The following is a 13,341-nucleotide window of genomic DNA, read 5'->3' on the forward strand; positions in this document are numbered from 1 at the left end:
AAGGGAGAACATCATGAAAATCGAATGGACAAAAGCAAATGTCGGGCGCAGGGGCTTCTTGAAAGGGGCAACTGCGCTTGGGGCGGCATCCGCGCTGCCTGCAAGCTGGGCCAATCGCGCCTTCGCCGCTGATGACGGGGTGTTGCGGGTGCGCGCCTACGGTGATGCCCAGAACATGGACCCCGCACATTCCGTCGGTGTTGTCGAAGAAGAAGTGCATGCCTCGATTTACAACAAGTTGATCCAATACAAGCCCGGCGAGGAATGGGGTTGGCAGCTGGATGCGGCGGCGATGATCGAGCAGGTTGACCCGACCCATATCAAGTTCGCCCTACGCGATGATATCGGTTTCACCAATGGCTTCGGTGCGATGACCGCTGAAGACGTGAAATTCAGCATGGAGCGCATCGTGGACGATGCGACCGAAAGCCCGAACAAGCCCGATTTGGGTCCGTTCAGCCATGTCGAAGTGAGCAGCGAACGCGAAGGTACCATCGTTCTGAACGAGCCGTTTGCTCCGATTTGGTCGATCGCCCTGCCCTACATAACCGGCAACATCGTCTCGAAAGCTGCGGTCGAGGCCGCAGGGGGCCGCATCGGGGCTGATCCGGTCGCTGAATCCGGCCCTTATCTGCGGGACAGCTGGTCACCCAAAGAAAAAACCGTGCTTAAGCGCAACCCGGATTGGAAGGGTGACGCACCAACATGGGACACAATCGAAATCCTGCCGATCGACGACGAAAACACCGCCGAGATCGCCTTTGAGGCGGGCGAACTGGACATGACTCGGGTTTCGCTGGGATCGGTCGAACGCTATCGGGCCGGTGTTCCGAACGGCGGATCTTTGGTCGAGAAACCCTCACTGTTCTATGTCTGGTTGGGCATGAATCTGGATCACCCCAAGCTTCAGAACCCAAAACTGCGTCAGGCGATTCAACATGCAGTCGACGTACCAAGCATCCTAGAGGCGGCCTATTTTGGAGCCGCTGAACCCTCGACAGGCATCATCGCACCTGGCCTTGCGGGCCACCGCCCGCAATCTCTGGTCCCTCCGGCGGCAAACTTCGAGAAAGCGGCGCAATTGCTGGCGGAATCTGGCGAGACCAATGTGACGCTTACGCTGGACACGCTGAACAAGACCACTTTCACCACGACGGCTCAGATCATTCAGGCAACTCTGGCGCAGATCGGGATCACGGTCGAAGTCAACGTACTGGAATCCGGTGCATTCTGGGCAAGCGGAGACAACGAGAACCTGCAACTGGTTCTGAACCGCTTCTCGATGACCCCCGATCCATATTATGCGACGGCCTGGTTCACCACCGAACAGGTCGGCATCTGGAACTGGGAGCGGTTCAGCAACGCTGAATTTGACGAAATTCACAACTCGGCATTCAAGGAAGCGGATGTGGCCAAACGCGCTGAGATGTATCAGCGGGCGCAGTATCTGATGGAAGAAAGTGGTGCCTACCGCTTTATCACCCACGAGGCGACACCGGTGATTCATTCGGCGCGTGTCACCCCCGCGCTAAGACCCGACGGTCTGGCACTGCTGCGGTACTTCGGCAAGGCGACCTGACCTCCCAAAGGTCGGCTACGTCCGGCGGGATTTGACGCCCGCCGGACAAAACAGCTCGCCACCCATCCACAAGGAGCCAGCTTTTCATGTTGAAGTTTGCAACCCGCCGCTTCGGGCTAGCGCTGCTTATCCTCTTCGTGGCGGTTACCGTCATGTTCCTGATGATCCGCGCCGTCCCCGGGGACCCGGTCCAGATCATGTTGGGGCCACGCGCAACACCTGAGCTTCAGGCCCAGCTCACCGCTGCGTTGGCGCTGGATCAACCAATCTGGAAACAGCTGGTCATATTCTATGGAAACCTGGCCCGTGGCGATCTGGGAATCGACGTATTCTCGGGCCGGTCAGTGACAGATATCGTGTTCCAGCAGCTACCCTACACTCTGGAACTGATCTTTGCGTCGATCCTGTGGTCCGCCACTTTGGGAATTGCACTTGGGGCATATGCCGCTGCCCATCCAAACACTCTGATCGATCGCATTGCGGCGGCGATTTCGGTCAGTTTTGTTGCAGCACCCGCCTTTGTCGTAGCACTTCTGTCGCTATTGGTCTTTGCCGTGCATCTTCAGTGGTTTCCAGCCATCGGCGCGGGCGAAGGCTTCTGGGGCCGCATTGATCACCTCGTCTTGCCCGCCTTTGCCATCGGGCTAAGCTGGGTGGGCTACATCGCGCGGTTGGTGCGCGCCTCGATGTTGGAAGTCTTAGGCGAAAACCACGTTCGGACCGCACGAGCCTTCGGTATCGCAGAGCGCCGCGTGGTGATGGTTTATGCCTTGCGTATCGCCATTCTTCCGGTTGTCACGGTGATCGGCGTCGGCATGGGTTTCCTGCTGAGCTCGGCCGTATTCGCCGAAATAGTGTTCGCGCGCCCGGGTCTGGGCAAGCTGGTGATCGACAGCATAACCACCCGCAATTACCCGATTGTCATGGGCTCGGTTCTGATCTCAACCGGTTTGTTCGTCGTGTCGACCGCACTGGCGGACCTGATCAATGCGTGGCTCGACCCACGCGCTAGACAAGCGCATTGAGGAAAGCCGAAATGGAAAAATCTCGTTCTGAACTTGGTCAGATCATTGTCGGCGTCGCCCGCGACCCTCTGGGTCTGATTGGTTTGGTCATTGTCGGCACCATCGTCTTCTGTGCGATTTTCGCCTATTGGATTGTGCCCTATGATCCTGTGGCCATGGATATCAAAGCCCGGTTGCAAGGCCCGTCTGCCGAGCACCTTCTGGGTACGGACCAACTTGGCCGCGATACGTTTTCCCGCGTGATTGCCGGCGGTCAGGTTGCGTTGAAAGTCGCCTTGCCTGCCGTCTTTGGTGCTATGGCAATTGGCCTAACCTTGGGAATGATTGCGGGGTATGGGCCAAAATGGCTCGACAACCTGTTGATGTTGTTCTTTGACACCATCCGGTCCTTCCCGACCGTAATGTTTGCGCTGGCCGTTGTGGCCCTGGTCGGTCCCAGTTTGCAAACGGTTGTGTTCGTGGTGATGGCGACTTCGATCCCAACCTATGGCCGTGTGGCGCGAACGCAGACCCTGACGTTGCGCAATTCCGAGTTCATTCTGGCCGAGCGTTCGATGGGGGCCAGCATGGCCCGCATCTTGGGTGTGCACATGCTACCAAATATCGTGGGGGTTCTGGCCGTCCTGGCTGCTATGGACATCCCGACGGTGATCGCGCTTGAGGCGGGGCTGTCCTTTCTCGGGCTTGGCGTGAAGCCCCCAACCCCCAGTTGGGGCGCACTTCTGAAGGACGGGTATTCCCTGATCCGACAGACACCTTGGCTGGTGGTGGGCGGCGGTCTGCCGATCATTCTGGCAACCCTGGGCTTTACGTTTTTAGGGGAATCCCTGCGCGACGTGGTTGATCCCAAACTGAGGAAACAGCGATGACCGAAACTCTTCTGGAAATCGAGAACCTCAGCGTCGATTATGAAACGGCACGCGGAGATCTCAAGGCATTGCGGGATATCACCTTTGACATCCGCAAAGGTGAGATCGTGGGTATTGTCGGTGAGTCTGGTTGCGGAAAATCAACCTTGATCTCGTCGATCCTGCGGCTGACCGCACCGAACACGCGGTTCCGGCAAGGCGAAATACGCTTTAAGGGGCAAGACCTGTTGCAAGTGCCTGAACGCAGGATGCGGGATCTGCGCGGGTCAGATATCTCGATCATCTTTCAAGACCCGATGCAGACCCACAATCCGGTTTTGACCATTGGCCAGCAGATGGTTGATATTCAGCATCGATCAAAGACAAGCAGGCAGGTAAAACTGGCCAATGCGGCAAAGATGCTGGGGGCTGTTGGAATTCCGGACCCTGAAGCGCGCTTAAAGCGGTTTCCCCACGAGTTTTCTGGCGGAATGCGACAGCGGATCGCGATTGCCATGGCGTTGATGTCGAAACCCGACCTGCTGATCGCGGATGAGCCGACCACCGCGCTGGACGCCACGCTTGAGGTGCAGATCATCGAACGCCTGCAAGAGCTGCAGCGCGAGTTCGATTGCGCCATCCTGTTCATCTCGCACCATCTGGGTGTGATCGCGGAACTCTGTGATCGCGTAGTGGTAATGTACGCAGGCGCCGTGGTCGAAAGCGGCGAGGTGCGCGAGATTTTTCACAATCCCAAGCACCCTTACACACGCCGTCTGATTGATTGTGATCCCGGCCATATCAAGGAACGCGCGCGGGTTCTGCCAACTATTCCGGGCGAAGTGCCCGATCTGGCCAACCTGCCCGGCGGCTGTATTTTCCGCGACCGCTGCGATCAGGCGATGCCACGCTGCGCAACGGACGTTCCGCCCTTGGATCGTCTGAAAGAAGGGCATCACGCCGCCTGCTGGCTGAACCATGAGGAGGCCGTGACATGAGCCTGCTGAATGTCCAAGACCTGCAAACCAGCTATGGCCCGGTCAACGTGCTGGCGGGCGTCAGCTTTGAGGTCGAAGCTGGCGAAACCTATGCGCTTGTCGGCGAAAGCGGTTCGGGCAAGACAACTGTCATCCGTACGATTGCGGGCCTGGCCCCGGCGCAGGCCGGTTCGGTCGTGTTTGACACGCAAGAGATACGAGGCGCGCCGGAACGGGTAATGCGTCCGCTGCGCAAAGACATGGCGATGATGTTTCAGGACCCTGTGGGCAGCTTGTCACCACGCCTGACAATTCGAAGCCTGATCACGGAACCCTATCGCATTCAGGGCATGAAAGATCGCGATCTGGATGCCGAAGCCAAGCGTCTGCTGGAAATGGTGAACCTGCCGGTGCATTTCGCGGACCGCTACCCCTATCAATTGTCCGGTGGCCAGGCACGACGGGTTGGTGTTGCCCGCGCTTTGGCGCTGGAGCCGAAACTGATCCTGGCGGATGAACCAACGGCAGGGTTGGATGTTTCGGTACAGGGTGAGCTGCTGAACCTGCTCAACGACCTGCGGGAACGCCTGGGCCTGGCGATGGTGATCATCACCCACAACCTGAACGTGGTGCGCCACGTGGCAGACCGCATGGGCATTATGTATCTGGGTCGACTGGTCGAGGAAGGCACAACCGAGGCGATCTTCGACGATCCGCGCCACCCCTATACCCGCTGCCTGCTCAGCGCCAACCCCGAGCCGGACCCCGATGCGCGCCTTGAACGGATCGCGCTCAAAGGTGAGCCGCCCAGCCTCTTGCAACGCCCGTCGGGTTGTGAGTTCCGCGAAAGATGCCCGTTTGCCAAAGACATCTGCACACAGACACCGCAATGGGAGATTGCGGCGGGCCACGGGCTGCGCTGTCTCGCACCCTTGTCGGGTGCGCCTGCTCCGGGTCACTAAAGGATGAGGGAAACACTCTATTTCGGCGGTCCCATCCTGACGATGGACGCCGACAATTCCCGACCCGAGGCGGTGTTGGTGCGGGACGATGTCATCATTGCGGTGGGGGACGAAGCAACGCTGCGTCGGCGGATGTCATCCGATGCGGGTGTATATGACCTAGCTGGCCAGACCCTGATCCCAGCCTTCATCGACTCGCACGGCCACTTCCCAGATCCCGGCTTCATCCAGCTGTTTCGGGTTGATCTTGCATCACCTCCGCGCGGCGTGTGTATGGATATGGCGCAAGCTTTGGAAAAGCTGCGCTGCCGGGCCGAAGAGACGCCCGAGGGCGATTGGGTTATGGGCGTTTTGTTCGACAACACCGCCATTTCAGAAGGCCGCATGCCTACCCGGGCCGAACTGGATGATGTCTCAACGGCGCATCCAATCTGGGTTCTGCATGCTTCGGGTCACAACGGCGCGGCCAATTCGATGGCGCTGAAGCTGCATGGCGTCAATCGCGACACCCCGGACCCGGCCGGAGGGCGTTATGGCCGCGACCCCGATACCGGCGCCCTGACGGGGCTGGTCGAAGGGCTGTCGGCCATGGGCGAAATGGGCGATACTGATTTTCTGATCGGCCGGGACAGGTTCTGGCAAGGGTTCAACGCCTGCCGTGATGAGTATTTGTCCCACGGAGTAACTTATGCACAGAACGCTTGGGCATCGCAGGTTATGCTCGACCACTTTGCCAGCCTTCGTGCCGATCAGGATCCCGGCATTGATTTGGAATTATTGCCAATTGCCGATCTGGAACCGGCTCTGAGCCAGGGCTGGATCGACGATAACTGGCCCGGAAACCCACATTTTACGCTGGGTGCGCGCAAGCTGTTTACCGATGGCGCATTCCAATTGCAGACTGCCTATCTGTCTGCGCCCTACTACAAGTCGCTGGACCCCGATCACCCCTGTGGCATGATCTATGCCACGCAGGTCGACATGGATACCGAGGTTCTCCGTCTACACGCTATGGGGTTTCAGATCCACTGCCATTGCAACGGGGATGCCGGGGCCGAGATGTTCATCGATGCGGTGGACAAGGCCTTGTTAGCGCATCCGCGAGACGATCACCGCCATACCATCATCCACGGCCAGGTTCTGCGCGACGATCAACTGGACCGCATGGCGCGGCTTGGAATAACTGTCAGCTTCTTTTCAGCACATGTGCATTTCTGGGGGGACCGACACTACGATACCTTCCTCGGCCCGGAACGCGCTGAACGGATTTCGCCAGCCGCAACTGCGGAACGATACGGTGTACGCTATACGATCCACAATGACGCGTCGGTTACGCCAACGCGGCCAATCCATCTGGCGCATTGCGCGGTGAATCGACTGACTGCATCCGGCCGGCAACTGGGTGAAAAGGAAAAGGTCAGCGTACTGTCTGCGCTACGGGCACAAACCATCGATGCGGCGTGGCAAGTGTTTAAAGAAGATCAGCGCGGTTCGATTGAGCCCGGAAAACTGGCAGATTTCGCCATCCTTTCTCGCAATCCCCTAGATGATCCTGAACGGCTGCTCGACACATCAATTGTTGCAACCATCCGGCGAGGACAGATTGTGTTTGGCGCCACCAAATCCAGAAAAGAACTGGAATTTTAGAATGACAGCCAAACGCATTGCCATTGCCGGATTTCAACACGAAACCAACTGCTTCGGAGCGACCAAAGCGGGTCTGCCCGAGTTCGAGATGGCAGATTCCTGGCCCGAAATGTTGCATGGCGCGCGTGTCATCGCAGACACCAAAGGCATGAACCTACCCATCGCCGGGTTTTCTTCCGCCGCGAACCAGGCAGGTTTCGAGCTTTTCCCAATCCTGTGGTGTGCGGCAGAACCTAGCGCTCATGTCACGGATCACGCGTTCGAGAAGATATGTACTATGATCTTGGATGGCCTTCGCGGCGCGGGACCGCTGGACGGAGTGTATCTCGACCTGCACGGTGCCATGGTGACTGAAAGCCTTGCCGATGGTGAGGGAGAACTGTTGCGCCGAGTACGTGATCTGGTAGGGCAGGACGTTCCGGTCGTGGCGAGCCTGGACCTGCATGCCAATATCTCTGACCAGATGATCTCGCAGGCGGACTATCTGGCAATTTTCCGCACGTACCCGCACCTCGATATGGGCGAAACCGGTGCACGATGCGTACCGGTTCTGCAAAGGCTACTGGCAGGAGAAAAGCTGCACAAAGCCTTCCGGCAGGTGCCCTATCTGATCCCATTACATGCGCAATACACCTGGGCCGCACCGTTTGATGAGATTTATCAGTTGCCCACCCGGTTCGAACAGGCCCATGTCTATGCAGAAATCGCACTGGGTTTTACAGCGGCAGATTATCCCGATACTGGTCCGTCCTGCGTTGCCTACGCGACCAGTGCCGCGCAAGCGACCGCCGCAGTAGATCAAATAGTCGACCTTTTTCTGGCCCGCGAACCTGATGTGGACTGCTCTATGTTGTCGTTGGACGAAGCCGTTCTGGCCTGTCGTTCGCATCGCGACAAACCGCTCGTGTTAGCGGATGTACAGGACAACGCAGGCGCAGGCGGCACATCCGATACCACCGGACTTCTGGCCGCTTTGATCGAGGGGGAAGCGCAGGAGGTTTTGATGGGTCTCTTCCACGACGCCGAAAGCGCAGAGAAAGCGCATCGTGCAGGCCAAGGCGCAAAACTGAACCTGGCCATCGGCGGAAAATCAGGTCTGCCCGGGCTCCACCCCGTTGAGGCAAAGTTCGAAGTTCTGGCCATCGGAGATGGCATCTGCCGATACTCAGGTGAGATGTACGGAGGCGGCATCGCGACGCTTGGCAAAACGGCCGCTCTGAGGATGATAGAGTCTGGCGCGAAGATAGACTTGGTCGTCACCAGTGTGCGCAACCAATGCCTAGACCGCGCTCATTTCACCCATATCGGCCTGAATCCCACATCCTATTCAGTGATCTGTGTCAAAAGCACCACACATTTCCGGGCGGATTTCCAACCCATCGCAAGCGACGTGAAAGCCGTTGCCGCTCCAGGCACCTTTCTCTGCGATCTGGACCAGATCCCCTACTACAACATCGCAGGCAAACGCCGCATCGAAACAAGTGGACCCAAAACCAGAAACCATTGATTTCCCCCCCGCATCGCAGCTCGCAATCGACATAGCAGGCGCAGAAACTGCATCGAGATCCCGCTCGTAAACTAAGAGATTGGAAACTTCTCGCTTCACGTTTTGACAATGCTGCGTCATCACTCGCTTCAAACCTACAGAAGATAGGGCTTAAACCGCTTCTGTTCGGCAGAAACCCAAGCCCATTACGACCAAGCTTTGACAGAGCAACCCTGCAGCAAATCCCGACCCAGCGAACGGACCTTGCTAGCGCGATTCACGGTTCGAAATCGAGCGGTGAAGATGTCTGACTTATATTGGTTGGCTGGCGAACATAAAGCGCGTCTTGAGCCCTTATTCCCCAAATCACACGCCAGTCATCTACGCGAGACCCGCGGAGTTACAGACCCAGATTGTGATGATCTGCTAAAACCCGCTTTTTATCGGAATAGTGAACGAAACCGCAACGCTGGGAAATACCATCACACCGGATACCTCCGCTCAAACAAACTGGTCTGAGATCCGGCCTGTTCGGCGTTGGATGTAGACGGCAAGTGTAGCTATCGATAGACAACTTCCAAAGGGTCAAACCGAAAACGAGGGCCCGAGGCAACCCAGGCAACAGGAAGAAACTATGAAGCGCTGTGCAATTGTACAATTTGAACCGCGCCATGAAGAAGTCATCCCCAGCTTGGTGGCCGCCTGTAATGCCAACGGGTACCGACCACGAATCTTTCTGCATCGCCGGATCTTAAAGCTGCGCGGAGATATCATGGCCTTGGTCCCGGGATTGGAATTTGATGTTGAGTATGTGCCTTTAAGCACGCCGGATTACCGGGCTGCGGATGCACCAAAACATATCAAGTCTACTATGGCTGCAATTGAAGCGGCCGAACATGACTTCGTCCTCATGGCCTCTTTGAGTCGTCCAAAAGCGGCAAGCTGGGCGCGTGGAGTGAAGAAGCCATTGATCATGGTCCTGCATAATCTGGATCAGTTCAGCCAGATGGCACCCCTGCGCGAGACGCTTCAGATGCCAAATGCGCGCTACATCAGCCTGAGTGCACATGTCACGGCTGAATGGATCAGCCGGGTGGGCAAAGCCCATATGGACAGGATCGCGACGTTGGAGCCGTTTTATTGGATCGATGATCCGGAACCAAAATTGGGCCAGCCGCGTCAGGTCGTGATCCCCGGCAACGTTAACATGCGGACACGTGATTACCCTGGCCTGCTGAATCTTCTTGGCAATCGACCGGACGCCTTTCAGAATCTGCATTTCATCCTGCCGTCAGGAGGCGGAGATCGCGCCAAGGTTGAAAGTGAGATCCAGGACCGAAAGCTTGACGCGCGTTTTACGTGCGTGCCTTTGGACAACAGCGGGCAGGTCGGGCATGCCGCGTATTTTGACGCACTGGCAGGCGCTCAGGTGATACATCCGCTCATGCCATTTGACTATGAACAATATCAACGGATCAAGATCACATCTGCCCTGTCCTCATCGGGTGGATTCTGTGTGCCGATCGTCATGGACCGCTGGTCAGAGGCCTGTTACCGACCACCAATGCTGATTGCTGACAATGGGTTGGAGGCAAGCCTGACCCGCATTTCAGAGGCGAGTGATGCAGAACTCAGCGATCTGCAGGCAGCGCTGAAGTCTTACCGCCGATCTGCACTTTCAAACGGAGCTGTCGGGCTAAGACGGCTAATTGAACAATAAGTGCATCTATTCGGTACACTCTCAGCCTTTTAGATCCACCTAACCTTGAGTTGGAAATCGCCCAAGTTGGCAACATGATGTCGCGCCGTACTTTTTTCGTTCCTACGCGAAATTCGCAGTTCAGAACATCTGCAAAACCGTTATTCTCAATGAGCACCACATGACATGCGGTCTGGCGGATCACCAGACTGAAGCGTCGGATCAAAGGAATAGAATGACACGAATGCTAGCGATCCTGACGGTCAAAGATGAAGGCGCGTTCCTGTTGGAATGGCTCGCCCATCATCAGATGGTTGGTTTCACTGATTTTCTGATCTTCTCGAATGATTGCGCGGATGGCACCGATCTGATGTTGCACCGACTCGAAGAGATGGGGCAAATCACTCATGTCAGCCATGAAGCCAAGCCCGATAAGAGCGTACAGTGGCAGGCTATGAAACAAGCCGCCAAACATCCTCTATTGAAAGAAGCAGACTGGATACTGGCGCTCGATATTGATGAGTTTGTAAATATCCATATTGGCGACGGCTCATTAAACGCGCTCATCCATAGCCTCCCCGAGGCGGATGCGATCACGCTCACCTGGCGGCTATTCGGAAATGCAGGGATCGTTTATTTTGAAGATGCGCCGGTGACCCAACAGTTCACTTCGTGCGCCCCCAAACCCATCCTTTGGCCGTGGCGCGCCTCGATGTTCAAAACGCTTTATCGCAACAACGGGATTTACCGTAAACCAGGCATTCATCGGCCAATTTCGCCTGATCAGACCCGCGTGGATGAGGCGTGCTGGTATGATGGATCAGGCCGTTTGCTTGGCGGCGATTATCGCCGCCAGCGGGTATTTTCCAACTATACCCAAGATACGACCATGAGGGTTCAGCTTAACCATTATGCTTTGGGCGCGATGGACTCCTTTCTGCTCAAACGTGCGCGTGGACGTGGGGTGCATTTCAAAGAGAAAATCGGCATGGATTATTGGGTCGATTACAACTTTAACAGCGATCAGGACGTCTCTATTTCCCGCTACCAATCGGCACGGGCTGCTCGGGTTACCGAGCTAAAATCAGATGCCACACTGAAGAAGCTACATGACAAGGCCTGCGAATGGCGGCACAAGCGATTTAAGGAACTTTTGGAGTCAGAACCTGAACGCGCGTTTTTTGCTCGCCTGATGATGGCTGGCCAATCCACACCTCTGACGGAGCATACGGCCCGTCAGCTTATTTCAGTTGCCATGCGCGCGAACCAGAAAGCCGCCGCAGAGTCCGAGTAGGAGCCTTCCTTCGTGCCGCAATCATCAAAAACCCATCCTGAATATCTGTCTACTCGTGCAGGCCGTACGCGGCGGATATTTCAGGTCGGTTTCAACAAGTGCGGCACAAGGTCGATTTCCGCCTTTCTAGATAACAACGGCATTCCGACGGTTCACTTCAAGCGTGGCAATCTGGCCCGCGCGCTCGCTAACAATCTTAAGTATGGCTATGCGCCGCTCAATGGCATTGACCGTTGGGTCGGCTACACCGACATGCAGATGGTAAGCGGCTCGCGCGTGATTGAAGGTTGCCGTTATTTTCGTCAACTCGCGGCATATTATCCCAATTCCTATTTCATATTGAACACTCGAGACAAAGACAGGTGGATCGCAAGTCGCCGAAACCATGGCAATGGGTTTTATGCCGAGCGTTATCGTAAGGGTATGAATTTCGAGTCGGTTGATCAGGTAATTGATCATTGGTCAGAAGAATGGGACCGGCATCATCAGGAGGTGCCCGAATTTTTTAAGGACCAACCGGATAAATTATTGATATATAATATAGAAACAGACAGCCCTGACCAGATGTCCGAGTTCCTTGCGCCTGATTTTGAGACTGATCCGACTTTCTTCGGCCATGAGGGTAAAACGTCCGGAGGCAATGACGCCGACGATGCGGTTTCTCCGAATTGAGATGTCATGGCCTACTTATTTAAGCAGCATAAGAAATCGAGTGTGGGCGAGAACGAAAGGTTCGGTCGCCAACTCTCTGACGAATGAATGCGACTTAAAACTTGCCCAGCTTAGCTGGCTAACGGAGTGACAAGATTGAACAGGCAGGCTGCGCCGCCGCGCACCTTTTGATTGCCTTGATTCCTATGGTGCGCGCGATGCTCTTGCCGTTGGCAATCTTTTGGAAAGGCCGTTGATTTCGACAATTTGGGCAATGAGCGTCGTAACTGTTGGTTTACTCTTGGTGCTGTTAGAGCACAAAATCCAGACCAATATCGAGGCAGTGTGCACTGTGGGTGATCCAGCCCATAGAAATCAAATTAACACCGGTGTTCGCCACAGCCCGCACATTATCTGGGGTTATCCCGCCTGAAGCTTCGGCAATGGCTTGACCATCAATCATGCCTATAGCTTCGCTTAAGGTTCTTGGATCCATGTTATCCAGTAGCACCGCATCAACACCGATTTTCAGAACTTCGGCCAGCTGCTCCAGCGTGTCGACCTCGATCTCGATCTTGACCATATGACCGACTGTCTCTTTGGCCCGCGTCAAGGCCGGGCGGACACCCCCGGCTATGGCGATGTGGTTGTCCTTGATCAGCACCGCGTCACTTAGGGAGTAGCGATGGTTCATGCCGCCGCCTGATCGCACAGCGTATTTCTCTAAAGCCCGCAAACCGGGCGTTGTTTTTCGGGTACAGACGATGGCAGCACGCGTGCCTTCGACGCGGCGAACCATATCGGCAGTCACACTTGCAATACCCGATAGATGACCCAAGAAGTTGAGCGCCGTACGTTCGGCAATCAGCAGACTGCGCGACGGCCCTTTGAAGGTAGCGATCACTGTGCCGGGCGCGACTGTCCCACCATCCTCGACATGACGGATTACTTTGATCGCCGGATCTATCAGCTCACAAGCCAATTCAGCACAATCCAGACCGGAAATACATCCGGATTGACGCGCGCAAGCCACAACTTCGGAAACATGATCCGAAGGAATAACAGCCGAAGAGGTGACATCTCCGGCGAGGCCCAAATCTTCATCAAGTGCGCGGCGGATCACCGGCTCCAGCATCGTTCGGGGCAACGGGGCTAGGGGCATGATAGTCATTT

General features: G+C 56.2%; 11 protein-coding genes. 10 read left to right on the top strand and 1 reads right to left on the bottom strand.

Features of this window, described 5'->3' with window-relative positions:
- Positions 1–13 precede the first annotated feature (13 nt).
- The 10 genes from I5192_RS21415 to I5192_RS21460 all read left to right on the top strand — a co-directional run bounded on the left by I5192_RS21415 (position 14) and on the right by I5192_RS21460 (position 12,189).
- Positions 14–1,579: an ABC transporter substrate-binding protein gene (locus I5192_RS21415; RefSeq protein WP_223118514.1), complete on the top strand. Its 1,566-nt coding sequence runs from the start codon at positions 14–16 to the stop codon at positions 1,577–1,579.
- 86 nt (positions 1,580–1,665) lie between these two features.
- Positions 1,666–2,604, top strand: a complete 939-nt coding sequence (locus I5192_RS21420) for an ABC transporter permease (RefSeq protein ID WP_170394255.1) — start codon at positions 1,666–1,668, stop codon at positions 2,602–2,604.
- Positions 2,605–2,615: 11 nt separating this feature from the next.
- Positions 2,616–3,473 carry an ABC transporter permease gene (locus I5192_RS21425; protein ID WP_170512064.1) on the top strand — a complete coding sequence of 286 codons (858 nt, stop codon included), beginning with the start codon at positions 2,616–2,618 and terminating at the stop codon, positions 3,471–3,473.
- Complete coding sequence (locus tag I5192_RS21430) at positions 3,470–4,450, top strand: ABC transporter ATP-binding protein (RefSeq protein ID WP_223118515.1); 981 nt, start codon at positions 3,470–3,472, stop codon at positions 4,448–4,450. The genes I5192_RS21425 and I5192_RS21430 overlap by 4 nt, the downstream gene beginning before the upstream one ends.
- Entirely contained in the window at positions 4,447–5,391 is a 945-nt protein-coding gene (locus I5192_RS21435) for an ABC transporter ATP-binding protein (protein ID WP_223118516.1), read from the top strand. The genes I5192_RS21430 and I5192_RS21435 overlap by 4 nt, the downstream gene beginning before the upstream one ends.
- A gap of 3 nt (positions 5,392–5,394) precedes the next feature.
- Complete coding sequence (locus I5192_RS21440) at positions 5,395–7,038, top strand: amidohydrolase (RefSeq protein WP_223118517.1); 1,644 nt, start codon at positions 5,395–5,397, stop codon at positions 7,036–7,038.
- Position 7,039: 1 nt separating this feature from the next.
- Positions 7,040–8,545: a M81 family metallopeptidase gene (locus I5192_RS21445; RefSeq protein ID WP_223118518.1), complete on the top strand. Its 1,506-nt coding sequence runs from the start codon at positions 7,040–7,042 to the stop codon at positions 8,543–8,545.
- Positions 8,546–9,296: 751 nt separating this feature from the next.
- Positions 9,297–10,244, top strand: coding sequence for a hypothetical protein (locus I5192_RS21450; protein ID WP_223118519.1), 948 nt, complete (start codon positions 9,297–9,299; stop codon positions 10,242–10,244).
- Between the two features lie 223 nt (positions 10,245–10,467).
- On the top strand, positions 10,468–11,517 hold the full coding sequence (locus I5192_RS21455) for a glycosyltransferase family 2 protein (protein WP_223118674.1): 1,050 nt from the start codon (positions 10,468–10,470) through the stop codon (positions 11,515–11,517).
- 12 nt (positions 11,518–11,529) lie between these two features.
- Positions 11,530–12,189 carry a sulfotransferase gene (locus I5192_RS21460; protein WP_170407560.1) on the top strand — a complete coding sequence of 220 codons (660 nt, stop codon included), beginning with the start codon at positions 11,530–11,532 and terminating at the stop codon, positions 12,187–12,189.
- 289 nt (positions 12,190–12,478) lie between these two features.
- Here the strand turns inward: I5192_RS21460 and nadC are convergent, their stop codons facing one another.
- Complete coding sequence (gene nadC, locus I5192_RS21465) at positions 12,479–13,330, bottom strand: carboxylating nicotinate-nucleotide diphosphorylase (protein WP_223118520.1); 852 nt, start codon at positions 13,328–13,330, stop codon at positions 12,479–12,481.
- Positions 13,331–13,341 lie beyond the last annotated feature (11 nt).

This window comes from Ruegeria sp. SCSIO 43209, from assembly GCF_019904295.1.
GTDB lineage: Bacteria > Pseudomonadota > Alphaproteobacteria > Rhodobacterales > Rhodobacteraceae > Ruegeria.